Source organism: Bacteroidota bacterium, from assembly GCA_017303905.1.
GTDB lineage: Bacteria > Bacteroidota > Bacteroidia > B-17B0 > Aurantibacillaceae > JAHEYG01.
Genome location: JAFLBH010000004.1, coordinates 126,182 through 152,498 on the forward strand (window position 1 = coordinate 126,182; position 26,317 = coordinate 152,498).

General features: G+C 36.2%; 26 protein-coding genes and 1 other RNA gene. 17 read left to right on the forward strand and 10 right to left on the reverse strand.

Going from position 1 to position 26,317, the window contains the following annotated elements:
* Positions 1 to 25: 25 nt before the first annotated feature.
* Positions 26 to 649: a CoA pyrophosphatase gene (locus J0L69_13850; GenBank protein MBN8694273.1), complete on the forward strand. Its 624-nt coding sequence runs from the start codon at positions 26 to 28 to the stop codon at positions 647 to 649.
* On the opposite strand, the gene J0L69_13855 is transcribed toward J0L69_13850, so the two are convergent.
* Positions 650 to 1,444 carry a hypothetical protein gene (locus J0L69_13855; protein MBN8694274.1) on the reverse strand — a complete coding sequence of 265 codons (795 nt, stop codon included), beginning with the start codon at positions 1,442 to 1,444 and terminating at the stop codon, positions 650 to 652.
* Between the two features lie 334 nt (positions 1,445 to 1,778).
* On the opposite strand from J0L69_13855, the gene J0L69_13860 reads away from it, so the two are divergent.
* The 10 genes from J0L69_13860 to J0L69_13905 all read left to right on the forward strand — a co-directional run bounded on the left by J0L69_13860 (position 1,779) and on the right by J0L69_13905 (position 11,195).
* A complete protein-coding gene (locus J0L69_13860; GenBank protein ID MBN8694275.1) occupies positions 1,779 to 3,875 on the forward strand; it encodes a WG repeat-containing protein in 2,097 nt (698 codons plus the stop codon).
* Between the two features lie 54 nt (positions 3,876 to 3,929).
* Positions 3,930 to 5,003: a 3-phosphoserine/phosphohydroxythreonine transaminase gene (gene serC, locus J0L69_13865; protein ID MBN8694276.1), complete on the forward strand. Its 1,074-nt coding sequence runs from the start codon at positions 3,930 to 3,932 to the stop codon at positions 5,001 to 5,003.
* Positions 5,004 to 5,240: 237 nt separating this feature from the next.
* Complete coding sequence (locus tag J0L69_13870) at positions 5,241 to 5,486, forward strand: hypothetical protein (GenBank protein MBN8694277.1); 246 nt, start codon at positions 5,241 to 5,243, stop codon at positions 5,484 to 5,486.
* A gap of 104 nt (positions 5,487 to 5,590) precedes the next feature.
* On the forward strand, positions 5,591 to 6,541 hold the full coding sequence (locus tag J0L69_13875; GenBank protein ID MBN8694278.1) for a D-2-hydroxyacid dehydrogenase: 951 nt from the start codon (positions 5,591 to 5,593) through the stop codon (positions 6,539 to 6,541).
* A 65-nt stretch (positions 6,542 to 6,606) separates the two neighbouring features.
* Entirely contained in the window at positions 6,607 to 7,053 is a 447-nt protein-coding gene (locus J0L69_13880; GenBank protein MBN8694279.1) for a four helix bundle protein, read from the forward strand.
* A 1-nt stretch (position 7,054) separates the two neighbouring features.
* Complete coding sequence (locus tag J0L69_13885) at positions 7,055 to 8,302, forward strand: DUF1015 domain-containing protein (protein MBN8694280.1); 1,248 nt, start codon at positions 7,055 to 7,057, stop codon at positions 8,300 to 8,302.
* A gap of 3 nt (positions 8,303 to 8,305) precedes the next feature.
* Positions 8,306 to 8,974 (forward strand): YggS family pyridoxal phosphate-dependent enzyme, encoded by a 669-nt coding sequence (locus J0L69_13890; protein MBN8694281.1) that lies wholly within the window; start codon positions 8,306 to 8,308, stop codon positions 8,972 to 8,974.
* A gap of 127 nt (positions 8,975 to 9,101) precedes the next feature.
* Entirely contained in the window at positions 9,102 to 10,031 is a 930-nt protein-coding gene (locus tag J0L69_13895) for a DMT family transporter (protein ID MBN8694282.1), read from the forward strand.
* Positions 10,031 to 10,549 (forward strand): hypothetical protein, encoded by a 519-nt coding sequence (locus J0L69_13900; protein ID MBN8694283.1) that lies wholly within the window; start codon positions 10,031 to 10,033, stop codon positions 10,547 to 10,549. Before J0L69_13895 ends, J0L69_13900 begins: the two co-directional genes overlap by 1 nt.
* 40 nt (positions 10,550 to 10,589) lie before the next feature.
* Positions 10,590 to 11,195, forward strand: a complete 606-nt coding sequence (locus J0L69_13905; GenBank protein ID MBN8694284.1) for a YiiX family permuted papain-like enzyme — start codon at positions 10,590 to 10,592, stop codon at positions 11,193 to 11,195.
* Here J0L69_13905 and J0L69_13910 read toward each other — a convergent pair.
* Positions 11,187 to 11,780: a hypothetical protein gene (locus tag J0L69_13910; GenBank protein ID MBN8694285.1), complete on the reverse strand. Its 594-nt coding sequence runs from the start codon at positions 11,778 to 11,780 to the stop codon at positions 11,187 to 11,189. The genes J0L69_13905 and J0L69_13910 overlap by 9 nt on opposite strands.
* Positions 11,780 to 12,733, reverse strand: coding sequence for a glycosyltransferase family 2 protein (locus tag J0L69_13915; GenBank protein MBN8694286.1), 954 nt, complete (start codon positions 12,731 to 12,733; stop codon positions 11,780 to 11,782). The genes J0L69_13910 and J0L69_13915 overlap by 1 nt, the downstream gene beginning before the upstream one ends.
* 90 nt (positions 12,734 to 12,823) lie before the next feature.
* Between J0L69_13915 and ffs the strand changes: the two genes are divergently transcribed.
* The 6 genes from ffs to J0L69_13945 all read left to right on the forward strand — a co-directional run bounded on the left by ffs (position 12,824) and on the right by J0L69_13945 (position 16,494).
* Positions 12,824 to 12,921, forward strand: an RNA gene (ffs, locus tag J0L69_13920) — signal recognition particle sRNA small type.
* Between the two features lie 14 nt (positions 12,922 to 12,935).
* The gene (locus J0L69_13925) at positions 12,936 to 13,541 is read left to right on the forward strand and encodes a hypothetical protein (GenBank protein ID MBN8694287.1); all 606 of its coding nucleotides are present in this window, start codon (positions 12,936 to 12,938) and stop codon (positions 13,539 to 13,541) included.
* Between the two features lie 483 nt (positions 13,542 to 14,024).
* Complete coding sequence (fsa, locus tag J0L69_13930) at positions 14,025 to 14,672, forward strand: fructose-6-phosphate aldolase (GenBank protein MBN8694288.1); 648 nt, start codon at positions 14,025 to 14,027, stop codon at positions 14,670 to 14,672.
* Between the two features lie 220 nt (positions 14,673 to 14,892).
* Complete coding sequence (locus J0L69_13935; protein ID MBN8694289.1) at positions 14,893 to 15,852, forward strand: T9SS type A sorting domain-containing protein; 960 nt, start codon at positions 14,893 to 14,895, stop codon at positions 15,850 to 15,852.
* A 242-nt stretch (positions 15,853 to 16,094) separates the two neighbouring features.
* Positions 16,095 to 16,193 carry a type II toxin-antitoxin system RelE/ParE family toxin gene (locus J0L69_13940; protein MBN8694290.1) on the forward strand — a complete coding sequence of 33 codons (99 nt, stop codon included), beginning with the start codon at positions 16,095 to 16,097 and terminating at the stop codon, positions 16,191 to 16,193.
* A gap of 1 nt (position 16,194) precedes the next feature.
* Positions 16,195 to 16,494: a HigA family addiction module antidote protein gene (locus J0L69_13945; GenBank protein MBN8694291.1), complete on the forward strand. Its 300-nt coding sequence runs from the start codon at positions 16,195 to 16,197 to the stop codon at positions 16,492 to 16,494.
* Positions 16,495 to 16,511: 17 nt separating this feature from the next.
* Here J0L69_13945 and J0L69_13950 read toward each other — a convergent pair whose 3' ends face one another.
* The 7 genes from J0L69_13950 to rpsD all read right to left on the reverse strand — a co-directional run bounded on the left by J0L69_13950 (position 16,512) and on the right by rpsD (position 26,256).
* Positions 16,512 to 18,521 carry a hypothetical protein gene (locus J0L69_13950; protein MBN8694292.1) on the reverse strand — a complete coding sequence of 670 codons (2,010 nt, stop codon included), beginning with the start codon at positions 18,519 to 18,521 and terminating at the stop codon, positions 16,512 to 16,514.
* Positions 18,521 to 21,436 (reverse strand): hypothetical protein, encoded by a 2,916-nt coding sequence (locus J0L69_13955; protein ID MBN8694293.1) that lies wholly within the window; start codon positions 21,434 to 21,436, stop codon positions 18,521 to 18,523. Before J0L69_13955 ends, J0L69_13950 begins: the two co-directional genes overlap by 1 nt.
* A gap of 25 nt (positions 21,437 to 21,461) precedes the next feature.
* Positions 21,462 to 23,195 carry a hypothetical protein gene (locus tag J0L69_13960; protein ID MBN8694294.1) on the reverse strand — a complete coding sequence of 578 codons (1,734 nt, stop codon included), beginning with the start codon at positions 23,193 to 23,195 and terminating at the stop codon, positions 21,462 to 21,464.
* A gap of 84 nt (positions 23,196 to 23,279) precedes the next feature.
* On the reverse strand, positions 23,280 to 23,999 hold the full coding sequence (locus J0L69_13965; GenBank protein ID MBN8694295.1) for a hypothetical protein: 720 nt from the start codon (positions 23,997 to 23,999) through the stop codon (positions 23,280 to 23,282).
* Positions 24,000 to 24,094: 95 nt separating this feature from the next.
* Positions 24,095 to 24,574 carry a 50S ribosomal protein L17 gene (gene rplQ / locus J0L69_13970; protein ID MBN8694296.1) on the reverse strand — a complete coding sequence of 160 codons (480 nt, stop codon included), beginning with the start codon at positions 24,572 to 24,574 and terminating at the stop codon, positions 24,095 to 24,097.
* Between the two features lie 42 nt (positions 24,575 to 24,616).
* Positions 24,617 to 25,609 carry a DNA-directed RNA polymerase subunit alpha gene (locus tag J0L69_13975; protein ID MBN8694297.1) on the reverse strand — a complete coding sequence of 331 codons (993 nt, stop codon included), beginning with the start codon at positions 25,607 to 25,609 and terminating at the stop codon, positions 24,617 to 24,619.
* Positions 25,610 to 25,650: 41 nt separating this feature from the next.
* Positions 25,651 to 26,256 carry a 30S ribosomal protein S4 gene (gene rpsD, locus J0L69_13980; protein MBN8694298.1) on the reverse strand — a complete coding sequence of 202 codons (606 nt, stop codon included), beginning with the start codon at positions 26,254 to 26,256 and terminating at the stop codon, positions 25,651 to 25,653.
* Positions 26,257 to 26,317: the final 61 nt, after the last annotated feature.

Sequence of the window (26,317 nt, forward strand, 5' to 3'; positions counted from 1 at the left end):
CGGCGTTTTATCTACTTTTGTAGACGTGTTAAACCATCCATTTATAATTAGCTTAAAAGAACAATTACAAGGCACTTTGCCCGGCGAAGCAGCGCAGTTTGAAATGGCGCATATCAGCCGCGAAAAAATTAAGTACGAGGATTTAAAAAAAGGTAATTATAGAAGCAGCGCAGTTTTAGTGTTATTGGCTCAAAGAGAAGGAGAATTTTTTATTCCGCTCACGGAACGACATACATATAATGGCGCACATAGCGGACAAGTCAGTTTTCCGGGAGGAAAAAAAGAAGACCAGGATGAAAGTTTAATGCATACGGCCTTGCGGGAATGTGGTGAAGAGATTGGAATTCATTCGCACATTGAGGTGATTGGCGAACTTACACCGCTTTATATTCCGGTGAGTGGCTTTTTGGTAAATCCGTATGTGGGCGTATACACAGGAAACGATTTGCGGTATGCGCTGAATGAAAACGAAGTAAAATCTTTGCTGGAGCTTAATTTAAGTGATTTAAAAAATCCGGAACTAATTAAACAAACTGTTGTTGAACCGGCGCCGGGTTATAAATTAAAAACCCCGTACTTTGATGTACGGGGCAAAATTGTTTGGGGAGCAACAGCAATGATTTTAAACGAATTTAAAAAACTGCTGTAATTATTTTGATTTCTTTTTCTCGATTTCAGCTACCTGATTATCGTAACACAAGTAATATTTTCCTTTAGAAAGATTTTCGATTCCTAAATCTTTTCCAAAACCTCTTTTTACGATTATACCGAAATTATCATACACTTCATAAGCAGTTTCGGCTGTAAATTGAATGGAAGTATTTTCTTTATTGATAGCGAAGCTTGGTTTTTCAGAAGCTGAGTTGTAAACAACATGATTAGAATATTTTGGTTCTGAGTTAAAACCAACTTGTTTCACACGGTATTTGTTAGCGCCGCTATGAGCAGTTACTTTAAAAGAATATTCGTGAGATTCAGGAGTACCTACACCATTTACTTCTCCGATTGGAACCCATTTGTTCCATTTGAATTGCTCAATAATGTATGGTAATGCACCGCTTTCGTTTTTGGTAGACCATTTTAAAATTCCTGCTGAAGAAATTCCCATAGTTAATACTTCAAAACTTGGACGTGGACGTAAATCATCCATGTTTAAAACACGTGGCGTGCAATCATTCTTATGCGTAATCTCGATGGTTACATCTTGACCGTATTTTAATTTCATAGAAGCTAAATCAATCTCAAATGCACTTGAGTTAACTTCGTCAGTAGTAATATTACCGTTTACTTTTACTTCAAGAGCACAGAAACCTACGCCTGCTCCACCATAAAAATTTTGTACAAACACATTTTTGTTTTGATACTTGCCTTCTACAACAAGCTTAGCCGCAAAACCTATTTGCGCTGCCATTAAAAATGTAATTGATGCAATTAATTTCTTCATTTCTTTTGTTTCAATTTGAATTAAAATTGAGCTACAGTTTTTTTGAATTAATCTGTTAAAATCCTTAATTCGACTACAAATATATAGCAAAAAAAAGCCGATTACAAAAATTTACGGGCCTTAACGATCAAATAAAGTAACAATAATATTAACAATACACCTAAAAGGATTTTAGATGAGTTAGGGTAATGGGTGGTATTGACCTTTTTATCCTTGCGGAATGACATAAACATGACAATCACAAAAACAACCAAAAAGCTCAAAGCAAAGATAATTCGTCCTGTTGTAAACATTTTAATAAGTTAACCCTGCAAAAGTATAATTTTAGGTCCTGATGAGGCTAATTAAACCGCTTTTTTTCTACTTAATATTAACAGCTTTTTCCCTCCGTGGAGCTAAGATAAATCAGGCTTATGAGGCGCTCTCGATTTACGATTATTTTAAGGCTAAAAAGTTGTTTTATGAGGTACTGAAAAAGCAGCCCAATGCACCGGCAGCCTACGGACTTTCCACCCTGTTTTACCGGTCGGATAACCCTTTTAGCAATGCCGACAGCGCCGCTAAATACATCACCCGTGCCGGAAATTTCTTTAAAAAGTCACCGCTTAAGGAATCCTATAATGGTTTTATTATCGATAGCGTTCATATCTCCATTTTGGCCGACAGTATCGCTCAAAAACTGCTTAAAAAGGCTTTATTAGCTAATAACACCTCCGATCTGGAGGTTTTTTTGGTTAAAAATCCCTTTGCCCCGCAAAACTTAAAACAACAGGCACTTCTAAAACGTGATCAACTCATTTTTTCACAAAATCAGTATTACAACAACAGCGATAGTACCTACTCCGTTCTTCTTCGTTTTCCGCAAAGTCACCTTTACCGGGAACTTCAAACTTTATACGACAAACAATTGTTTGAAGAATACACGGTACTTAAATCGGCGCAGGTGTACATTGATTTTATTCGTCAGTACCCAATCAATAAATTCATTGGCAAAGCTCAGGATGATTTGTTTCAGCTCTATCGTAAAAACAATGATGTGCAAGGTCTCGAGTTTTATGTACATAATTATCCCAAAAGTCGTTTTTACAATGAAGCCTGGAAAATGCTTTATGCCTTAACAGTTAAATCTTATAATAACGATGAACTCACCGGTTTCATGAATGCTTATCCGGAGTTTCCGTTTAAAGAATCTATTAATAAAGAAATTGAACTCAATAATAAAATCCTGATTCCGCTTAACGACAGCGATTATGTTGGTTTCATCGATACATCGGGTGCATTTGTGATTCCTGCAACCTACGATGCGGCAACGCCTTTTAAAGAAGGTGTGGCAGTGGTGACACGTAATGACAGTGCCTGGTTTGTAAACAAAGAAAACAAAAATGTTTTTAACTCTTTTTATACCGAAGCGTTTCCTTTTATCAGCGGTATTGCTCCCGTAAATAAAAACGGACAATGGTTTTTAATTAATCGTCAAGGCCAAGAAACAGCAGGACCGTTTGATGATTTATCGGAACAAAGTGAGATGGTTTACACCGTAAAAGTAAATAACAAATATGGCGCGCTGGATATTTACGGGAATTACATTCTGCAACCGCGTTTTGATAAATTGGGCGATTTCAAAAACGGAAAAGCTTATTACATGGACAATGGACTATACGGTTTCATTACCAAAAGCGGAAAAACATTCAGTGCCCGTTACCAATGGATTTCTGATTTTGACGATAACAATATTGCCATTGTAAAAATGAACGGACTGTATGGTTTAATTAATGATAGCGATAGTTTATTTTTAAATGCCCGGTACGAGCTCATCTTGAAAGCAGAACATTCCAATTTTATATTAGTACGAAATAATAAATACGGCTTCTACAGCAGTAAAAATTGTTTTATTACGGATGTAGATAATGAGTTTAAAAAAGAATTACCGGTTTCTTATTATACTAATGGACTTGCTTTTAAATTGATTAAAAACAAAAAGCAAGCCATTATGGATGCTAACGGAAAAGTGAGCGTTGAGTTTGGTACGTTTGACGAAGTTTATTTCGCGCAGAACAATCTTATTCGCATAAAAAAGAAAAACAAATACGGATTTACCGATAGAAAATTAAATATTGTCATTCCGTGCAAATACCTGGAGGCAACTGATTTTAAAGACAGCATCAGCATCGTAAAAACCAAATCCGAAACTGTTTTGATTAGTACTGCCGGCACTGAAGTTTTTAAAACTAAAGGTTCCTTAACGCGGATTTTTGCGCATTATTTCTGGGTTGAAGAAGAGGAACAAAACTTATTGATTGATAATAAAGGAAAAGTACTTATTGAGAACGCATCCGGTTACTCCATGGTTAATCTACAACAAAACGATAACGCTGCCACTTACCTTATGATTGAGTTAGAAAATAAATCAAAGAAAATCATCAAACTCTGAAGCGCCTTTCAATTTTCTTCCTAAATTCGAAGTCAAATTTAAAACCCTTCGTATATGTCAAAAGTTCACAATTTCAGCGCAGGTCCGGGTATATTACCACAGGAAGTATTAAAACAAGCTTCTGAAGCCTGCATTAATTTTGATAACCTTAACCTTTCTTTATTAGAAATTTCTCACCGCAGTAAGAACTACGAAAAGGTGATGGATGAAGCCTGTTCGATTGTGAAAGAATTATTTGAAGTGGGTGACGAATACGAAGTACTTTATTTAGGTGGCGGTGCAAGCTTACAGTTTGCAATGGTTCCTTATAATTTATTAAGAGAAAACGGTACTGCTGCTTATGTAAATACCGGCGTTTGGGCGAGTAAAGCCATTAAAGAAGCTAAACTAATTGGAAACACCAAAGTGATTGCTTCGTCTGAAGACAAAAACTTTAATTACATCCCAAAAGGCTATGAAATTCCTGGCGATGCCGATTATTTGCACATCACCAGCAACAACACCATTTACGGAACACAAATGAAGAGTTTTCCTAAATGTAATATTCCATTGGTGTGCGACATGAGCTCTGATATTTTCAGTCGTAAAGTAAACGCAAAAGACTTCACTTTAATTTATGCCGGTGCACAAAAAAACATGGGTCCTGCAGGTAGCACGATGGTCATGGTTAAAAAAGATGCTTTAGGAAAAACCGGACGTAAAATGTTAAGCATGCTGGATTATCAGGTACACATTAAAGGCGGAAGCATGTACAACACACCTCCTGTATTCCCTATTTATGTGACGCTTTTAACCTTACAATGGTTAAAGAAAAACGGGGGTATCAGCTGGATCGAAAAAATCAATCAGCAAAAAGCTGATTTATTATATAACGAAATTGATCGTAATCCATTATTCATTGGTACTACCGCGGTGGAAGACCGTAGTAATATGAATGCGTGTTTCTTATTAAAAGACGCTTCTTTAGAACCGGAGTTTGATAAATTATGGAAAGAAGCAAACATCAGTGGTATTCGTGGTCACCGTGATGTGGGTGGATACAGAGCTTCTTTATACAATGCACTTCCATTAGAAAGTGTGCAAATATTAGTAGATGTTATGAAACAATTTGAAAGCAAAAAAGGCTAATCCTTCATTCACTCAGGCAAACAATTAACTCACTCATTCTTGTTTTTAAGAATGTAAATTTTAGAAAAACCGTCGCTAAACCCGGCGGTTTTTTTATTGGATAAAACCGTCCACTTATTCGCTAAAACATACCACTTACTAAAAGGTCTGCTTTTATCCCAACCTCAATTCAAAGGCCTTCGTAATAATCAGTAAATACAATTCACACATTGTTTAACCTTTTAAAACACCAATTTTATGAAAACCTTAATTCAAATAATCATCGTAGGAATGTTTGGTGTAGAACTTTGCTCGCCATTTTTTATTAGTTACATGGACAATAAAGCCAAACGCATAAAAGCGAGCACGGAATACTTTAATGCTCGAAATAAGAAAGAGCAAATGGCACAAAACAAATTAGCCAACGTATCAAAAAACTGGAAAAACATCGATTATTCAGGCGAAGCTTACGCCGATTCCAAATCGTTACAAATAAAAGAATAAAAAGCAGCTAAACAGCAAGGGGTTTTAATGGCTGTTTTTTGAAAAACCATCAAGCGATTGATGGTTTTTCTTTTATATTTGTTCCTACTAAAATAACCCCTTATATGAGTAAAAAAATTCTGGCCAACGATGGCATCGATGCAATAGGAAAAGAATTATTGGAAAAAGCAGGTTTTACGGTTGTAACAGATAAAGTTGCACAAGAAAATCTGATTCAGGAATTAAACGATAAAGGCTATGTGGCTCTAACGGTCCGCAGCGCTACCAAAGTTCGTAAAGATGTAATCGACGCTTGTCCGAATTTAAAAGTTATTGCACGCGGCGGTGTTGGAATGGATAACATTGATGTAGATTACGCGAAAAGCAAAAACATAAACGTCATTAACACGCCCGCTGCTTCTTCTAACTCGGTGGCCGAATTGGTTTTTGCACACTTATTTAATGCGGTACGTTTTTTATACGACAGTAACCGTCAAATGCCAAGTAATGGAGATACAAAATTTGATGATCTTAAAAAGAAATATGCCAAGGGTGTAGAATTAAGAGGAAAAACCATTGGTATTGTCGGATTCGGTAGAATTGGGCAATACGTTGCAAAAATGGCGCTTGGACTAGGCATGAAAGTTTTAGCCTTCGATCCGTATGTAACAGAAGCAACCATTGAAATTGAAATCGACGGAGCTTCACATGTTAAGGTAAAAATAACACCGGTTGGATTGGATAAAGTCATTCAAAACAGTGATTTCATCACATTCCATGTACCAGGAGGAAAACTAATTACCAAACACGAATTAGCTTCCATGAAAAACGGAGTGGTGCTTGTTAATGCGGCACGTGGCGGAGTAATTAATGAAGACGATTTATTAGAAGCCTTAAACAGCGGAAAAGTTTCACATGCTTGTTTAGATGTTTTCGAAAACGAACCAAAACCTTCTGTTGCCATTTTAAATCATCCGAAAATTTCTTTAACTCCTCATATTGGTGCAGCTACTAACGAAGCGCAAGAGAGAATTGGGGTGGAGTTGGCAGAGAAAATTATAGCCGCATTGAGTTAATAGTTGAGAGTTCGGAGTTCGTAGACTGGAGAGAAAATTATTTGAAAATAATCTATAGAATTAACATGTCAGAAGAAAAAAAAGAATTATTTGATTTTGAAAAACTAAAAGTTTACGAGAAATCATTAGATTTTGTTGATAATGTTTATGAATTAACAAAATCATTCCCTTCATCTGAACAATATGGAATTACCTCCCAATTCAGAAGAGCCGCGTGTTCAATTTCATTGAACATTGGCGAAGGATCTGCCGGCTCAAGAAAAGAATTTATTCAATTTTTAACTATTTCGCTACGCTCCGTACGCGAATGCGTTGTTTGTACTACTATTATATCAAGACAAAAATATATTGATCAAAAAACTGAATTACAATTAAGAAATAAACTAATAGAGATTTCCAAGATGATTAGTGGGCTAATTAGTTACCTTGAAAGTAGTCAGGCCAAAAATAATCTTTCGGAACCATTCGAAGACTATCTCCGAACTACCAACTCCGAACTACTAACTAATTAACATGGCTAAAGTCATCCCCTTTAAAGCAATCCGTCCGGTTAACGACAAAGTACATCTCGTCGCTTCTCGAACGGTTGACGCTTACAATCTTTCTGAACTACGCGAAAAACTCATTGGTAATCCGTATACGTTTCTTCATGTTATTAATCCTGATTTTGATGATAACATTAAAACAAAACCCGGATCACCGGAACGTTTAATAAAAGTCAAGAACAGATTTAAAAAATTTGTGGATGAAAATGTTTTCAAGCGTGATGAAATTCCTTGCTATTATATTTATCGTCAGATAAAAGAAAATAATACGTACACCGGAATAATTGCCTGCACTGGTATTGATGATTATTTAAACGGCGTGATTAAAATCCACGAACAAACCATTACTTCCCGTGAGGAAAAACTAAAGGATTACCTTGAAGTGTGTGAGTTTAATGCCGAGCCTGTTCTTTTTTGTTACCCTAACGATGCCATTATTGATAAAACCGTAGAGGAAACAACACAGAAAAATCCGGATTATGATTTTACAACTACAGATAAAGTCAGACACACGCTATGGGTGTTGAGTGAGGAAAACAATGTAAAAACACTTGTCAAGCAATTTGATTCAATTCAATCTATTTACATTGCCGACGGGCATCATCGTTCTGCTTCTTCTGCTTTATTAGGTAAAATAAAACGAAACGCGAAAAAATCATATACCGGTGAAGAAGCTTTTAATTTTTACCTAGGTGTATTCTTCCCGGAGTCGCAATTAAGAATTTATGATTATAACCGTGTGGTGAAGGACCTGAATAATCTTTCACCGAACGACTTAATAAAAAAGATTAAAGAAAAATTTGAAGTCAATGAAGTAAAAGCTTCCGATTTCGCGCCGCAGAAAAAACATGAGTTATCCATGTATCTCGATAACAAATGGTATTCATTACAAGCCAAGGAAAACACTTACAATCCTAAAGATCCTGTTGGAAGTCTGGATGCTGCTATATTAACTGAACATATCCTCTCTCCTATTTTTGATATACACGATTTGAAAACCGATAAACGCATTGGATTTGTACCGGGTATTAAAGGAAGTAAAGAGTTGAAAAAAATGGTGGACGAAGGAAAAGCGGCTGTTTCATTTGGATTGTACCCTGTAACCATGGAACATTTAAAATGGATTGCAGACACTAACAACATCATGCCCCCAAAATCAACCTGGGTAGAACCTAAAATGAGAAGCGGATTAGTGATTTATAGCTTTGAAGATTAATAAATGTCGGTACAAGAGAATTTACATAAGATTAAATCTGAACTGCCAGCGCATGTAACACTCATTGCCGTATCTAAAACCAAACCCAACGAACTCATTAAAGAAGCCTACTCGACCGGACATCGTGATTTCGGTGAGAATTATGTTCAGGAATTAGCAGATAAGCACGCACAACTTCCTGATGATATTCGCTGGCATTTTATCGGACATCTACAAAGCAACAAAGTCAAGTACATTGCACCCTTTGTGTATTTGATTCATGGCGTAGACAGTTTAAAGTTATTGGAAGAAATAAATAAACAAGGAAAAAAACACAACCGTGTCATTCATTGTTTACTTCAGGTTTACATTGCCAATGAAGAAACTAAATTCGGTTTATCCTTTGATGAATGTGAATCCATTCTTACTTCAGAGCTGCTCACAAAATTAGAAAACGTGAAAATTTGCGGATTCATGGCGATGGCTACGAATACAAACGATGAAACTCAAATCAGAAAGGAATTCAAATCACTCAAAGAATTTCAAACTCAAATTCAAAAAAACATTAACCTAGAATTACCTATTCTTTCCTTTGGCATGAGCAGCGATTATAAAATTGCCATTGAGGAAGGAAGCACCATGGTGAGAATAGGCAGCAGTATTTTCGGAGAAAGAAATTATGAAAGTTCGTAGTTGGGTGTTCGTTGTGAGGAGATGATAACGTGATAAAAAACAAAGTACTTAAAATGTAAAATAATATTTATGCTTTCCTTCTCCGAACACCTGTCTCCAAACTACCAACTCTCAACTATTAACTAACATGAGCGGAGAACTAATCGCATTAATCACAACGCTCTGCTGGAGTTTGGGAATATTTCCGTTTACAGAAGCCACGAAACGCGTTGGCGCTGCTCCCATCAATCAATACCGCCTCCTCTTAGCATGGATAATTATGTCGTTGATATTAATGCTATCATCAGGCATTTCATTTATCCATTTATTTTCCAATCCCCAACCCATGCATTATTTATTCCTGGGACTCTCCGGTGTGATTGGATTTACCATTGGTGATTATTTCAGTTTTACTTCTTTTAAATTACTTGGTCCAAAACTCGGTAGTTTATATACCACCTTTGCGCCCGGGGCCGCTTTAAGTATTGGTTTTTTGGTATTAGGAGAAAAAGTAAACTGGATCGGTATCATTGGTATTCTCATTACAGTGGGTGGTGTTATTTGGTTAACGCTATCTAAAAAAGATAAAGCCGCTGCTGAATCGGCGGGATTTCAACGCGACAAAAAGGGAATTGCATTCGGAATATTAGGCGCTTTATGCCAAGGTACAGGATTAGTTTTGTCGAAGTACGGAATGGATTATTACAGCGATAAAATTCCTACCATGCATGCCGTGTGGATTCGTTTGCTTTTCGCTTTTAGCATCGCATTTATTGTTTCCTTCTTTCTAAAACGCTTCATCTCTAATTCAAAACCCATTTTATCCAATCAAAATAATGTATTACCATTTATGCTTGTAGGAACATTACTTGGTCCTATTGCCGGTGTTACGTGTTCACTTTATGCGATACAAAAACTGGAAGTAGCCGTGGCGCAAACTATTTTTGCTTTACTTCCCATTTTTGTTTTACCGGTTAATTTGTTTGTTTATAAAGAAAAAATCACCATTCAATCGGTTTTTGCCTGTATCACTGCTATATTTGGAGTATTGATATTAATCTGGCGCAATAAATTTTAATGGAAGACATTAACGACATAAAATATTTCAGTCTGAAAAAACTCAATAAGTTTTTAAAGGAAAACGAAAACAATTCGAAAGTTGCGAAAGAACTCACCAAGCTAACCTTAAGCAGTGATCCTTTAATCAGCATGCGCGCTTCGTGGACACTTCAGCATTTAAGTTTTGAGAAACCGGAAATGATTAAACCTGTTATTCCACAACTCATCAAATTTTTAAGTGGAACGAATCAGCATACCGGTGCCATTCGAAATGTAATTCGCATTTTTCAGGAAATTGATATCCCTGAAAAATATTGCGGACCAATATTTGATTTGTGTTTAGGGTTCTTGAAAAACACGACACTTCCACATGCAGTTCGTGTTTTTTCTCTCTACGTTTTAACGAATATTTGTAAAAAATATCCCGAATTAAAATCAGAAGTTGAACTTATCATTTCAGAGTTCAGAACATTTCCGCAATCACCCTCTATGAATGCCGCCATGAAGAAGTGTTCCAAAATTTTGTTAAAGCTGTAACATCTCCGCGCTACTTACGTTTTAATTAGAAAAACGTGTTATGCGCAAACTCATTGTTATTTATAGCGGACTTTTGTTCTTTGTATTATTAAGCGGCTTTATTTTACACCGCTCCAATACAGGATTAAAGAATGGAGATATAGTTTTTATAGTAAATGCGGGCGGACAAGGCAAAGCGGTGCAACTTGCGACTAAATCCAAATTCACACATGTAGGTATTGTTTTTATTGAAAACGGAAAACCGATGGTATATCATGCCATTGAACCGGTTTCGAAAGACTCGTTTGATGATTTTATTGCTATGAGTACAAACAAACAATACGTTGTGAAGCGATTAAAAGATCAAACGTTACTTACTCCAATTGTAATTGATAAGATGTTGCAACAAGCCAAAAAACAATTGGGCATTCATTACGATATTGGATTTAATTGGAGTGATGAGGAATTGTATTGTTCAGAATACGTTTGGAAATTGTACAACAAAGCTCTAAATATTGAAGTCGGAAAACTTCGTCCCTTAAAAGATTTTGATTTATCACACCCTGCCGTAAAAGAAATTATGGAAGAGCGTTACGGTAAAAAGATTCCCTACGAAGAAAAAATGATTTCACCCGGTGATATGTACGCCTCTGAATTACTAGAGTAAAAAGAAAGACAAAATACTCAGCGTATTGATAAATGAAATTACATTCAACGAATAAGAATTCTGATTAAGATTATAACCAAACAAAACAAAGCTCACTATTCCCAATAGAATAGAAATAAATAATAGCGGAAACGAGCGCTTGATGTAATACGCCTTACCACTGCCCTGCCATTTCACCTTAATTTCCTTTTGCAAAATCCAATCACGACCCACACTCAATTTTTCATTTACCTTTGGTAAAACAACTGTATCGCGAACACCTACATCATATTCTTTACCTGTTGTTGTTTTAAACACAATACTGCTTAATTCACGCTTATTACCAATAATTGATTCGCCGTAATAAGTAGCAATACTATCAATTGTATATGTTTGAAATGCGCAAGAATATAAAAACGCGAAGATTATCTCTGTATAAATAGTGATACAAATAACATTAAACACATTTAAATATTTATAGGAACGGGTTTGCTTAAACTTTTCGATTTTAATCTGTTGTTTAAGCTTTTTGATTTTAATGATTTCCTGCACCTCTTCAGGTGACAAAGGTTGGCGCGGCGGCCGCTTATTGCTCTCTGCCGGCATTAATCAATTTCTTTTTCGATAAGGTAATTGTTACGTACAGGTGAGTTACGTAAGATCAATTCGCCAAGGAACCCTGCCAAAAACATCATACTTCCCAAAATCATTGTAGTGAGGGCAATATAGAATGAAGGGCGATCTGTTACTTTACGGGCTGCTACATGTGTAAAAACATGGTATAATTTATCTGCACCAATGTATAAGGCTGCCATAAATCCTAAGAAAAACATGATTGTACCAACCAATCCAAAGAAATGCATCGGACGTTTTCCAAACTTGCTTAAAAACGTAATGGTCATTAAATCGAGGAAACCATTAATGAAACGATCCCAACCGAATTTACTCACGCCGTATTTTCTGGCTTGATGCTGAACAACCTTCTCGCCTATTTTACTGAAGCCCGCGTTTTTTGCCAACACCGGAATAAATCGATGCATCTCACCGTAAATTTCAATGCTTTTCACTACTTCTTTGCGGTAAGCTTTCAACCCGCAATTCATATCATGCAACTTAATACCTGATATTTTTCTATTGGTCCAGTTATATAATTTGGAAGGTAAATTTTTTGTTAGTGCGTTATCATAACGCTTTTGTTTCCATCCGCTCACTAAATCGAAACCGCCTTCGGTAATCATTTTATAGAGTTCAGGAATTTCATCCGGACTATCCTGTAAATCGGCATCCATGGTAATGACCACATCTCCCTTTACAGCCTCAAAACCTACATGAAGAGCAGGCGATTTACCATAATTACGACGGAATTTTATAGCGCGGACATTACTATCGCCTTGTTTTAAACCCTCAATAATTTTCCATGAATTGTCTTTACTGCCATCGTCGATGAAAAGGATTTCATAGCTGAAGTTATTCGCTTTCATCACTTTCACTATCCACTCGTGCAATTCGGGCAGCGACTCGGCCTCGTCTTTTAAAGGTATAACTATGGAAATCTGCATATTCGGGCTTAGTGCAAGTAACGCATTTATAGAATACAAATTTTACGATTTTATTCGGGAAATTAAAATAAATGTTAATTTTGCAGCGGTGGGTAAGTCTTTCACGACCAGCTCCTGTCAAATCCCCCAGGCCGGGAACGGAGCAAGGGTAGACGGTTGTAGCGGTGCGATGGAAGTAGCTTACCCATCTTTTTTTACAAAAATGCATTTAAAACATTTCATAGTAGCGGTATTAGTCGGATTAAGCGGAATAAGCATTGCGCAAACCATTTACGGCGCTATGGCTCCCGATAGCATTCGCAAAAAATGCGAGGCAGTTATCATCAACGAAATCGGACAAAACGCTTATAACAATAACGTGAAGTTCATTAAAAGTGACGGCCATACGAAGGAAAAAGTTTTGAATGGTTTCACCCTCTTCTATTCTTTCAATTTCCCGAACGTAAAGGAGAGCCATGTTATTTTCACCTTAGAATATAAATTTGGCAAAGGTGTTGTAAAAGACATCGCGTTTAAAAATTACACCCGTTTACCTGCAAGCATCAAAAAAAACGGTGCCAAAGTGGTGAGTTATGATGAAGCAAAAAAAGTTGCCCTGAATGCCGATACAACTTTAAAAAAATTCAGTGATAAATTGTACGGTGAAATCTCTACCGAATACGATAATACCAAGAATGAATATTACTTTGTATGGTATTTCTACTATCTCGAAGCCTGCAAAAACTGCGAAGCTGAAATGTACACAACGCACAGTGTGTATGTGAATGCCACTAACGGCAAGGTTATTAATACTTCTGCAAAGAAGTGATTCTTTTTAGAAATTAAACCCCTCTGTCCTGCGGACACCTCCCCTTAGCAGAGGAGAAATCAGTCGTGGTGATAATATGCAATTTTAGCAACGGACAGCTTCTCCCCCTGCTAAGGGGGAGTCCGCGTAGCGGGAGGGGGTTTGGCGAAGAGGCTATTTCTCGAAAAATATTTTCATTCTTAAACTTTTACAACATTAAACCCCTCTGTCCTTCGGACATCTCCCCTTAGCAGGGGAGAAATCAGTCGTGATTCTATTAAACTATGCATTAAAAAATTCAGACAATTCTCAAACGAAGAGTCTTCGAAGACGAGATAAACCTTAAACACCAAATCAGTTTGAACAAAATAAACGAAATTGAATTTCATCAACATTCTTTAAACATTTGTAACAGCAATGCTTGGTTATTTTACATTTGTGGTTCGACAAGCTCACCAACAATTTTGTCGTTAAACATTAAACAAATAAGATTAAAAAAATAAAATGAAATTTTTTATTGATACAGCCAATCTGGCTCAGATTAAAGAAGCACAAGACCTTGGTGTTTTGGACGGGGTAACTACAAATCCGTCATTGATGGCAAAAGAAGGCATCAAAGGACAAGAAAATATCTTAAAGCATTATGTTGACATCTGTAACATCGTTACCGGTGATGTCAGCGCTGAAGTGATCTCTACAGATTTTGAAGGTATGGTAAAAGAAGGCGAAGCATTGGCCAAATTACATCCTCAAATTGTGGTAAAAGTTCCAATGATTAAAGACGGTGTTAAAGCCATTAAATATTTTACAGAAAAAGGAATCCGCACTAATTGCACATTGGTATTCAGTGCGGGACAAGCTTTATTGGCAGCGAAAGCCGGAGCAAGTTATGTATCACCGTTTATCGGACGTTTAGATGACGTGAGCACTGATGGTATGCAATTAATTGAAGACATCCGCATTATTTATGATAATTACGGATTTGACACAGAAATTTTAGCGGCTTCTGTACGTCACCCTATTCACATTATACAATGTGCTAAAGTGGGTGCTGATGTTGCTACTTGTCCGTTAAGCGCAATTACAGCCTTATTAAACCACCCTTTAACTGATAAAGGTTTAGCACAATTTTTAGCGGATGCTAAAAAATAATCTCTTGGTCCCCGAGCACTTGTGGTGAGTTTATCGAACCATGTCGAGGGGCAATCTCAAAAAACAAAAAACCAAAAAGCCATTTCGAAAGAGATGGCTTTTTTAATTACTAAAATTTGTATATTTAGTTAAGCTAACACAAATGTTATTTGTGAGGGCTAGATTTTGCTTATCGAGCAAATAATCAAATAATAAGTAAGTTGGTGGAATAAATAAAATAATGAAAAAAGTATTTTTGATATTATATCTCCTTTCTAAAATAGCTTTCGGACAAATTAATCTTGTTCCTAATCCAAGTTTTGAAACTTACACTAACTGCCCTACTTCTCAAGGTCAGATAAATCGAACTGGCAATTGGTACATGCCTGGAGGTGGAACTTCTGACTATTTTAATTCTTGCTTTACATTAACTACGACATCAATAGTAAACATGGATGTCCCGGCTAATACAGCTGGCTACCAAATGGGAATTCAAAACTCTGCTGGTTATTCCGGCCTTCAAGCTTGGGCAAATGTAATGACAACTTACAGAGAATACATACAAACAAAATTAACAACAACCTTAACTGCAGGACAAAAATACTTTGTAACGATGTATGTTTCGTTAGCTGATAGTTCGCTATGCGCGACAGATGATTTAGGTATATACTTTTCCCAGAATCCAATACCGCAGAGTGGATACAACCCTATTAATGTCGTTCCACAAATTTCAAATCCCTCTGGTATATTTTTAACCGACAATATTAATTGGACAAAAATATCAGGATCATTTATTGCAACAGGAATTGAAGAGTATATTACAATAGGTAATTTCAAAAATGATGCTAATACCGACACGTTATCGGCAGGGCTTTCATGTATTTCTAGTTTCTCCTATTATTATATTGATGGTATTTGCGTTTCAACTGATTCCACGCTTGGCAACTTAACTTATATTCATGATCTTTCGAAAAAATCAGCTGAATTATTTTATCCAAATCCAACCACAGGAAATATCAGAATTAATTTGACTCAAACTGCTAATATCAAATTAATTGACAGGTTCGGACAAACTCTAATTATAAAGGAAAATTTTAACGAAAATCAACTGGACTTATCTTATCTTTCTGATGGAATATACTTTATTCAAATACAAACGGGCAATAATATTGCGCTTAAAAAAATCATTATTCAACATTAAATATATCTGTCTATCCACTTATACTACAGGCGCATGTAAATTTTTACAGGAAACCTTCAGTCATAATAAAAAAACCATCTTTTATAAACAGTAATGAAGCGAATAAAACTATTAATAATTCTAGTTGTTTTAATTTCTCATTTTAAATCCATCAGTCAATCTGTGTGGACTGTAGAACCCATGTTGCATTATAATTTTGGTGGTAAAAAAAGGCATTTCTCTTTTGCTTTTGAAATTGCTTACTGGAATTTTACTCTATTCGTGTTAATGACCAGGGGCGAATCATTTTTCGTTGGGAAAATGGAAACGCTTATACCGTTGAATTAATAGATTATCATTAAAATGAAAAAACTCAAAAATATTCATCCGGGTGAAATTCTGTTAGAAGAATTTTTAATTCCACTTGAAGTAAGCGCTTACCGACTTTCTAAAGAAATTTCCATTCCACAAACTCGCATTTCCGAAATCATTAAAGGTAAAAGACGCATTACCGCAGATACCGCCTTAAGACTTTCCAAATTTTTTAGTAACTCCGCTAAGTTTTGGCTCGGACTTCAAGACGACTTTGATATTGAAGAAGAAAAAAGACACAAGCAAAAAGACCTTAACTCCATCAAACAACACGTTAGAACCGCCGCTTAAGAGCAAATAACAGATATCTAATACTCCACTTCCACCCTATCACTAATAATACCCTCGGCGCCGTTGGTGAAGATGGGTTTAATGCGGTATTCGTAAATATTTCCCATAAATAGGGTTTTGTCTACAAATGAATTGGCACTGCCAGGTAAAGTTTTAATGATAGTTAAAGCGCCGCCTTTCTTGCAACGGTAAATAATATACTTATCGATTTCTGATTTGGGATAATTATACTCCCAATTTAAAGTTACCGTCTTTGCTGTACGATCGACACTATATTTTACAGTAGTTAATTTTTTTCTATATCCGGTTTCATAACGCATATAGGGATTATTGGAAATACTGATATTGTCATCTTCATCTCCTACAACCAATTTATAACGGTAACCGGTTCCCATCATTAAATTGGTATCGAGATAAGATTTAAGTGTGTCCTTTGCTTGCCATTCTTTAAGCTTTACCTCTGTTTGCGAATTCTCAGGCTGACGGTACAACACGTAATATTTTACATCTTCACTGTTGCTGTTAATCCATTCAATTAAAATGCCATTTGGTTTGAGTTGCAAATTATTAATAATGGGTTTCTCCGGCGCAATAGTATCCTGACGTTTCACTTCAATCGGTTTTGAAAGTTCGGAGTTATTAAATCGTTTGTCGGTAGCGTTGACACAGTAATACACTTTTTTACTCAGTGTTTTTAAATTCAATTTATCCTGATATTTAGGCTCGCGTGCAAATTCATTATTGATTTGCACAAACTCCTCGTGCAAGGCATTTGACCTGAAAATTTTGTAGCCCTGTACATCCGGCTCCGCATTTTTATCCCAAGTTAACGTGACATTACCTTTGGCATCCACTTTAGCTTTTAATCCGGTAGGCGGTAAAGGAGGAATGGTGTCATTTATTAATGCCATATAAGAATAGGATTGCAATGTATCACCACCATACGATATCACTCCTACTTTATAAAAATTAACGGGTTTAGGATTCACATCGGTAAATTCAAATGAAGAATTGGATTGGTAAATGATTTCATAGGGACCTGCATCTTTAATTGCCCGACTGATAAAATAACTCTTTGGATAAGCATTCTCTGTTTTATCTGCCATGCGCCAACGCATGTACACCGTTAGGTTTTTTACTGTGTGAATGGTATCGAATACAGGAAAGGATTTGAGTGGCTCATAGCCAATGCCTGCTACAACATTCGACGGTTCGGATAATTCCCCAAAATGATTTAAACCTTTTATTCGATAGTAATATTTTTGTTTGGTTTTAGGAAAAGTATCGAGGTAATAAATGTCCTCCTTCTTCTTTTCAAACTCCGAAGCCATTAAAATAATTGGTGATTTATTAATAACAGTATAATTAATACTGTCTTCACTCCTTTCAATATTATACGCTGTGAAATCTTGCTTATAGATTGATGCTTTCCACCGAAGTTTAACATTCTTATTTCTAAACCATGCTTGCAAATTATTTATGTTCGGATGTTTGGATAAAACATTTGCATTTACCTGCATAGAAGAAGTACTTTGAGGCATTGAATTAATCGAAATTTTATAGGTGTAGGTTTTAGAATTATCAATATTCTTATCTGAAAAGAATAAACCACAAGCTTTAGCAATCTCCGCATCAAAATTGCAGCTCAACAACATCATATTATAAACCATCATTTGTTGTTCTTGTTTCTTCTTTGGATCAGATGCAAGACTAACCATATCATAAAGCACGCTCACGGCCAATACAGCTCCATCTTTATTTTTTAATAATGAATTCCAGGCTTCATTATTTTTCTCATAGGGTTTAATCGCTTCTGCTACAATAACCGTGTTTCCTGTGTTATCTGTTCGTGTGATTTTATAACCGTTTTTAACGCCGGCATCAAATAAAGCTTTTGAAGATGGAGCCCAACGCAATAAAATTTCTTTTTCTTTTATCCAAACTTTCGCGTATACGGATTGTGTTTGCGATTTCACCAGAAATCCAATGAAAACAAAAAACAACAAATATGTGCCGCGTAATTTCACTAGTTTATAATGTTGCAATCCTCTCCGTAAGTATAATCATAATTAAAGCTGCCCGATACTTTTCCTAATATTTCATAGTAACATCCAAAAGTTCCCGACAGATACAAAGGTTTTGGCATCTTACCACTTACAATAGCCGCTACGCCCCCATTAAAAACATTAAAGTCAAAATCTTTACAGAAACATGCTGCTTTTGAACAATCGCATCCGGGTTGCCATTTTAAATCACCTTTTATTCCCACATTTCCTTGCATATAGAAATACATATTTCCACTTGCTAACCAACCATTCAATCCCACTTTTTGTCCGGAACCTGAGCAATGTGCAGTCTGTCCATAATTCATCATCATCATATCAAAGCCCAATCCGAAATTAAATGCACTGTATACCTGAAAGAAACTCATACCAAATGTTTTATTGATATGTGAGTAAATCTTCGCACCCGTACAGAATCCTTGTCCGCTTTGCAACTGACTTTGATTACGATTAGCTTGTAAACCACTTTGACTAATAATATTTGAAACTTCAGGTGGCGGAGCTTGTGCAGGCTCAATGCTATTTCCTACCATGAAGTAAGAAGTTGCGTTAACTAAGTTTACAATATTTATATTGTTCGGGCTACTTGGTTTTCCTACCGAAACATACCATATGCCGGGTTCAATATGGAATTTTGTTGAGCCTGTTCCGGTAACTGCGTTGTAGGCATTAATCCAAATAGTTGCATTTGCGTCAAACACTTTATTTTCTGCATCAAACTGAATGGTCACATTTCCTTTAACGGGTGCAGTTGGTCGTTCAGCAACTGTTGCCATACAATAAACATCGCCAGTTAATTTTACAAAACTTAATCCACCGGAACTTGTAAACGCAATTTCTAACATTACGTCACCATTCACGGTTTTTTCACTTGGTGAATAATGAAATCCAACTCCACCTTTAAAGCCAAGTCCCATATTAGGATCGGGTGTATATGCAAGAGCGTTATTACTTCCTGTTACCGGAAGAGTTTTAGATGCATTAATAAATTGACTTTGCGAATTAAGCATAGGTGTCATGTGATAATAAACACCACCAACTAGTTTATTAAGTGTGATTGGAATATTCCCTAAAGGTATACTCGTAGGTATGGTTGCACTGTAGTAAAAATAACGATAATTATCTTTAGAACCAAAACAAACAGACACTCCGGCAGGTGAAGGCAATACACTCGGAATGGAGAAAGAAATTTCACCAAAGAATCCATCTCCATAAACAGGATCATCATTCCTGAAAATAATTAAACCGTTCAATTCAAATGCACTTGTTTTAATTCCTAAAGAAACGCCATCAATAACGACTTTATCGAATTTGTATTTTGTTTTTGTTAAAGTAACAGGAGCCTCTCCCGAATAACTTTGCTGATATTCTTCTAATTTACCTTTTACTCTAAGTTTCGTTCCAATACTAAATCCTGAGTTGGGATTATCCGCTACATTTAATGTAATACTGAATCCCATTATAGGCGAACCCATATCCAGTCCAAAAGTAATATCACCAATACTCACCGGATACTTAGCTGCTTTGGTTTGACTTCCTATATTGTGCAGTGTGAACACACCGTTAGTTAAGTATGGCGAAACTGTTGTAATCGTTAAATTCTGAAACAGCAATTGTCCGCCATTAGTATTAAACTTTGAATTATTGAAACTGATATAACCATTTAACACAGCACTCGGTTTGAACAAACCATTTTGTTTTGCAATACTGATAGCGGATGTATTGAGCAAATTAACTTCCGCGGAAACCACATTGAATTTTAAATTATTGGCCGGACTGATTACAAAATTATAATCGACTTCCTTATAGGTTGGGTTGTAATTAACATTGGCAGTGAATAGAAGTGACTGCGCACTATCCATAATTGGAATGTTGACTTTTCCCTTTACATGTCCGCTGCTTAATTGATTACAAATAAATCCTGCTCCCAATTCATCAATTGAAAATCCCCAACCGCTCATACTTCCTTCGCCAGTACTTAATACATTATTCACTTGGAATAATCCGGTTACGCCCATGTTATCGATGAGCAGATTGTTTACTTGAATCTCCGTGCGTTCTCCTGTTTTAGAAATTTCGGTTGGTAATTTTACTTTTAATGCTTGTAAGTAAAACCCTGTCCACATTTGTGAAGTCACCATATTCGGATTGGTGTATCCTGCCGGAAAAATCATTCCTGGGGCATTTACCAATTCACTCATATCAACGGTAGCATTATCTACACGAAACGACCATCCTTTAAGGCCTTCCATGGTGAATGGAGTAATATTAACCTGCGCAATAAAATTGTGAATATCGGTAGTATATATTTGAAAGGATGCTGTAACGACACTATCCGGCGTTTGTGTTGAATCCGGTCTTAGTTTTCCTTTTGAGAAAATAAAATATCCTTTTAAACTGATTCCTTTAAAGCCGGTGCAATCCCATTCAACAAAGTTATTTCCATCCGGTTTTAATTTGAGTTTGACATTGTTATTTATTCTAATTGTATGTTCACTTACAAGCATTAAGCGTGCTTGATTTCCACCAACTACGCCTTTCGGATTAAACTTAATGTTTACAGCTTCAAAAGCAAGTTTTTTTTCTGAACCAGGAAAATCAATGGCAGCATAGGCACTAAAAAACGCGCCGGTTGGTCGGAACTTAATTGAATCCACAGCAATAATGTAACGCGCCTGTCCAATTTGCTTAATCATTCCAAACGGAAGCGAAGCAATACTGTCGGGAGAGAGTTCTTCAATGAAATTGCTTCCTTCCTCAACGGTATTTACTAAAGATATAACGCGATTGATGGCGGGATCGGTAATAGAATCTTCTTGCGCATTCGACACAGAGAAACCGAATAGCAATATAGTTAGTACAAAAACTATTTTTTTCATTATTCCCTTTTCAATTTTCATCTCACTAAAAACTATAATTTAACCCAACGTTACCTGTGAACTCTGTAAACTCTCCTGCGCCAACAGCCGTTTTTAATTTTTGTAAGTAAATGGCACTGGCATTAACTCCAACTTTTCCAAACTTCTGATTTTTAAATTTAGGCGAGTAACTTAGTGTTAAACGATGGTTAAATAATTCGTTTGTTTTAATATCATTACTCAAAACCTGATTATAAGATGTGCCGATTGTTGCACGCAATGTATTATTATAGAAAGCCTGACTAATGTTTAAGTTTGGCCCGTAATACATCGTGAATGTATTTATCATCTCACTGTAATTACAGTTTAAAGCAATGCTGAACGCTGTTTTTGTTTTTACTACAGATATATTGTGAGAGATGTTTCCGTTAACAACACGTGAAGGCAATTTAATTTGCGAAGTTGTTCCAAAAAGTCCGGGGTCCTGAATCGCACCTTGGTTTTGTCCGGTTACCAGATAATTGGCAGTAACTAAAATATTTTGACGTGTCTTCGTTTTACCAAAATTATAACCGGCACTGAACATGGCATTTTGGGATAATTGATAAAAGTTTAAGGTATCTAAGGTGTTTTTATAAAAAGGATCTTCTTGAGGACGTTGTTTTGTAAAGGTGCTGAAGTTACTGTAGGAACCCATAACGTTCCAATGCTGATTAGGTGCATAATTGGCATTAAATGAGCCCACCCATCGCTTTGTGGTGTTGAGTTTGCTATTGTCAAGATTGTCGCGCTGAAGACCTGTATTGAAGGATAAATTCAACTTACCTTTTAAAACACTTATAGATGGTGCAAGGGTTATGTTTTCTAAATCATTATTAAAGAAGTAAGCACCCAACGTTTTATAATCGGGTTCGATTCGTTCGTAATTCAAGTTAATAGCAAAGGTTTTAATTCCATAGCCAATACTTGATTTAAAAGCAGAAAAAAACTGAGAGGTTGCATTGGGTTGGAACAATAAAGGAATTTGATTTTTAGGCGGTGTGTTTAAATCCTGCGGCGATGTAACGTTTCGTGTTAAACCTGATAAAGCATATTCGGCTTCCAGTTTTATATTTTTATACAAAGACGTTTTACCTGCAATACTGATTACAGTATTTTCCATTGGTGTAACGTTGGTATTAATGGGCACGAACTGTAGAGAATTAGGGTCATCTTTCGCTGCGAAATAAATTAATTTGATTCCATGTCCGTTCTTCTCATAACCCGCACTTGCACCCCATCCCATCCGTTTATAACTCATATTAATATCGGAGTTCGCTACTGCATCAAACTCAACTGCCTTTTTTAGTCGACCATACATAGCAGCGAATTTGAAATTCTTCGGACTTAACTCAACCCCTCCACCGGCGAATATATGTCCGGCTAAAGTATATTGAGAGAAGTTCATGGCAGTGATTCCTGCATAGCCTTTAATCCATTTATAAGTAGGATTAAAGCTTTGTATATTGAAGGGCTGCGTGTAAGCGATTTGATTATTGCTGTAATTAAACGTAAAAGGCAAACTAAAATCGAGTATACTTACATTTAAATTGCCATTTAAGAACCAGGTGAAGGGCTGTCGACGGTTAGGTATGCCATCAGCGTTATAAAATACAGAAGAGTAATTTAATCCACCTCCTACTTTTACCATATCCTTACTTCCGAGCTTATCCAGATTTTGGGAAAAGGAATTCCCAATTAAAACAGTGAAGAGAACACATATGTAAAGTGCAATCCGCATAGCTCGAAAAAAGAGAGCTAAAATAAAAAAAATTGTGTACTAAAAAAATTTAGTTTTCGCCAAAACTAAGTACAATTTGGATACTTATTTTAACCAAATTCCTTTTTGATGGCTTCGTGTAAAAGCGAAACTATGAACGAGTCCGCCTAAGGTTGTTGTATGATAATTAGTTATCATTATTTGCAATGTCATTGCTGTTCCTACAGTAAAACTGCTTAAATCGGAAGGGGTAAAAACAACTACGCCATTTCCATTGAGAGATTTAACGGCACTACCCGAGGTATTATTAAGAAAAAGAGTAATCGCACTACCTGAAAAATTAGTCACACCATTAATATTAATAGTTAATCCACTCGATTTATAACACGAATCCGGCAATGAGCTTTGTCCGGAATACTCCGGGAATGATGGCGTAACGGTGTAAGAAAATCCAGGGATAAAACTTGAACCGCTTACACTCCATCGCTGAGGAACCGTTAGGTTAACAGGAAAGTATGAGGAGTATGATCCAAAAGAAAAATAAAGTGTTGAATCATTAAAAACCACCGCTCCGGCTGAAACTTGTGTTTTAGTTGAAACACTCATGGGCTGATCGAAAAAAATAGCAAGTGCTGAACTATCACTATATGTAGTTCCGAAATACTCACTGGTATAATATGTTGTTTGTAAAATAGATCTTGAGTCAAACAATGAAGGTGTACCGGGTGTACTTGAAGTTGCAACAGGATCTTTATCTTTCTTTTTGCAGAAAGTAAACACTAATGCAAATAGGAGTATATAGATTATGCAGTTGTTTTTTTTCATTCTGTTTGCTTTAGACTAATATATAACAATTACGCATAAAAACAAAAAAGCCGTGAGTAAATACCCACGGCTTTTTATATTGCTTAAAAGAATTATTATTCTTCTGATTTTGTTTCTTCAGCTCCGCCTTCTGCTTTCTTTTTAGAAGTGCTGCGGCTACGACGTGTTGTTTTCTTCTCAGCTTTAACTGCTGATCCTTTACCACTAGTGTAAAGTTCGTTGAAGTCTACTAATTCAATCATTGCCATTTCAGCAGCATCACCCTGACGGTTTCCGGTTTTGATGATACGTGTGTAACCACCTTTACGGTCTGCTACTTTTCCTGCGATATCCTTAAACAATGCAGAAACAGCTTCCTTATTTTTTAAGCTTGCGAAAGCCATACGACGACTGTGAGTCGTGTCGCTCTTACTTTTTGTAATGATAGGCTCAACAAATAAACGTAAAGCTTTTGCTTTCGCTAATGTTGTAAAAATACGCTTGTTCTCAATTAATGCGCAAGCTAAATTGCTTAATAACGCCTTACGGTGAGAGCTGGTGCGGCCTAAGTTATTTATTTTATCTCCGTGTCTCATTTTAAATTCTATTTACGATTAAAGAATTCTTTAATCAAATTATTAGTCTTTATCCAATTTATATTTTGCAACATTCATTCCGAATTGTAAGCCTTTAGCAGATACTAAGTCTTCTAATTCTGTTAATGATTTCTTACCGAAGTTGCGGAACTTTAAAAGGTCGTTTTTGTTGAATGCTACTAGTTCACCTAATGTTTCAACATCAGCAGCCTTTAAGCAGTTCAAAGCACGAACTGATAAATCCATATCAACAAGCTTAGTTTTTAATAACTGACGCATGTGTAATGATGTTTCATCAAATTCTTCTTCGCTCTTCTTATCTTCAGTATCTAATGTAATTTTCTCGTCAGAGAATAACATGAAGTGGAAGATTAAGATTTTAGCTGCTTCTTTTAATGCTTCTTTCGGGTGAATTGAACCGTCAGATACGATGTCTAAAATTAAACGCTCGTAGTCAGTTTTTTGCTCCACACGATAGTTCTCGATGGTATATTTTACATTCTTAATTGGAGTGTAAATAGAATCGATGAAGATAGTTCCGTTAGGTGCGCTGTTAGTTCTGTTTTCTTCAGCAGGAACATAACCACGGCCTTTTTCAACAGTTAATTCAATTTTTAAACGTACTGAAGGATCGCAATTGAAAATTACTAAATCAGGATTTAAAATTTGGAAACCGTTTACATATTTTGCGATATCACCGGCAGTAAATTTATCGGCACCTGCAAAATGTACAACAATCTTTTCGTTATCGTGGTTGTCTAATTGTTTTTTGAAGCGAACTTGTTTTAAGTTCAGGATGATTTCAGTTACATCTTCAGCCACACCTTTAATGGTTGAAAATTCATGATCAACACCTTCTACGCGAATGCTAGTAATAGCATAACCTTCGAGTGATGATAATAAGATACGGCGTAACGCGTTACCGATGGTAATACCGAAACCTGGCTCTAACGGACGGAATTCAAACTGACCTTCTGTCTCAGTAGAGTTAATCATTATTACTTTATCGGGCTTTACGAAATTTAAAATTGCCATTTATACAATATATTTAAGGTTATTAAATAAGTTCAAAAAGATTATTTAGAGTACAATTCGACGATCAACTGTTCCTTAATGTTTTCAGGAATCTGTGAACGCTCAGGACGGCTAATGAATTTGCCGCTCATTGTATTCTTATCAAAATCCAACCATGGGTATTTGTTAACCTGGCCGGCTAATGAATTTACGATAGCTTCTAATGATTGAGATTTCTCGCGAACACCTACTACATCACCTGGCTTTAAAGTGTAAGAAGGAACGTTTACAACGCTTCCGTTTACAGTGATATGAGCATGAGAAACTAATTGACGCGCTGCACGACGGCTAGGAGCAATTCCTAAACGGTAAACAACGTTATCAATACGAGATTCGATTAATTGCAATAATACCTCACCGGTAATACCATGTGAACGTGCAGCCTTATCGAAAATTTTCGCAAACTGACGCTCTAAAATACCGTAAGTGTATTTTGCTTTTTGCTTCTCCATTAACTGGATAGCATACTCTGATTGTTTAGCACGTTTTTTTGCTAAACCATGTTGCCCCGGAGGGTAATTCTTTTTTTCTAACGCCTTATCAGGACCGAAGATTGGCTCCTTGAATTTACGGGCGATTTTGGATTTGGGACCTGTGTACCTTGCCATTTTAAATAATTGTTTTTTGTTGTTTATTATTTAAGCTGATAACCCTGTAGATTACCAGCTC

Bases quoted from the DNA above. Each gene is read 5' to 3' on its own strand.
- J0L69_13855 (MBN8694274.1), bottom strand. From the start codon at position 1,444: ATGAAGAAATTAATTGCATCAATTACATTTTTAATGGCAGCGCAAATA.
- J0L69_13860 (MBN8694275.1), top strand. From the start codon at position 1,779: ATGAGGCTAATTAAACCGCTTTTTTTCTACTTAATATTAACAGCTTTT.
- serC (MBN8694276.1), top strand. From the start codon at position 3,930: ATGTCAAAAGTTCACAATTTCAGCGCAGGTCCGGGTATATTACCACAG.
- J0L69_13870 (MBN8694277.1), top strand. From the start codon at position 5,241: ATGAAAACCTTAATTCAAATAATCATCGTAGGAATGTTTGGTGTAGAA.
- J0L69_13875 (MBN8694278.1), top strand. From the start codon at position 5,591: ATGAGTAAAAAAATTCTGGCCAACGATGGCATCGATGCAATAGGAAAA.
- J0L69_13880 (MBN8694279.1), top strand. From the start codon at position 6,607: ATGTCAGAAGAAAAAAAAGAATTATTTGATTTTGAAAAACTAAAAGTT.
- J0L69_13885 (MBN8694280.1), top strand. From the start codon at position 7,055: ATGGCTAAAGTCATCCCCTTTAAAGCAATCCGTCCGGTTAACGACAAA.
- J0L69_13890 (MBN8694281.1), top strand. From the start codon at position 8,306: ATGTCGGTACAAGAGAATTTACATAAGATTAAATCTGAACTGCCAGCG.
- J0L69_13895 (MBN8694282.1), top strand. From the start codon at position 9,102: ATGAGCGGAGAACTAATCGCATTAATCACAACGCTCTGCTGGAGTTTG.
- J0L69_13900 (MBN8694283.1), top strand. From the start codon at position 10,031: ATGGAAGACATTAACGACATAAAATATTTCAGTCTGAAAAAACTCAAT.
- J0L69_13905 (MBN8694284.1), top strand. From the start codon at position 10,590: ATGCGCAAACTCATTGTTATTTATAGCGGACTTTTGTTCTTTGTATTA.
- J0L69_13910 (MBN8694285.1), bottom strand. From the start codon at position 11,780: ATGCCGGCAGAGAGCAATAAGCGGCCGCCGCGCCAACCTTTGTCACCT.
- J0L69_13915 (MBN8694286.1), bottom strand. From the start codon at position 12,733: ATGCAGATTTCCATAGTTATACCTTTAAAAGACGAGGCCGAGTCGCTG.
- J0L69_13925 (MBN8694287.1), top strand. From the start codon at position 12,936: ATGCATTTAAAACATTTCATAGTAGCGGTATTAGTCGGATTAAGCGGA.
- fsa (MBN8694288.1), top strand. From the start codon at position 14,025: ATGAAATTTTTTATTGATACAGCCAATCTGGCTCAGATTAAAGAAGCA.
- J0L69_13935 (MBN8694289.1), top strand. From the start codon at position 14,893: ATGAAAAAAGTATTTTTGATATTATATCTCCTTTCTAAAATAGCTTTC.
- J0L69_13945 (MBN8694291.1), top strand. From the start codon at position 16,195: ATGAAAAAACTCAAAAATATTCATCCGGGTGAAATTCTGTTAGAAGAA.
- J0L69_13955 (MBN8694293.1), bottom strand. From the start codon at position 21,436: ATGAAAAAAATAGTTTTTGTACTAACTATATTGCTATTCGGTTTCTCT.
- J0L69_13960 (MBN8694294.1), bottom strand. From the start codon at position 23,195: ATGCGGATTGCACTTTACATATGTGTTCTCTTCACTGTTTTAATTGGG.
- J0L69_13965 (MBN8694295.1), bottom strand. From the start codon at position 23,999: ATGAAAAAAAACAACTGCATAATCTATATACTCCTATTTGCATTAGTG.
- rplQ (MBN8694296.1), bottom strand. From the start codon at position 24,574: ATGAGACACGGAGATAAAATAAATAACTTAGGCCGCACCAGCTCTCAC.
- J0L69_13975 (MBN8694297.1), bottom strand. From the start codon at position 25,609: ATGGCAATTTTAAATTTCGTAAAGCCCGATAAAGTAATAATGATTAAC.
- rpsD (MBN8694298.1), bottom strand. From the start codon at position 26,256: ATGGCAAGGTACACAGGTCCCAAATCCAAAATCGCCCGTAAATTCAAG.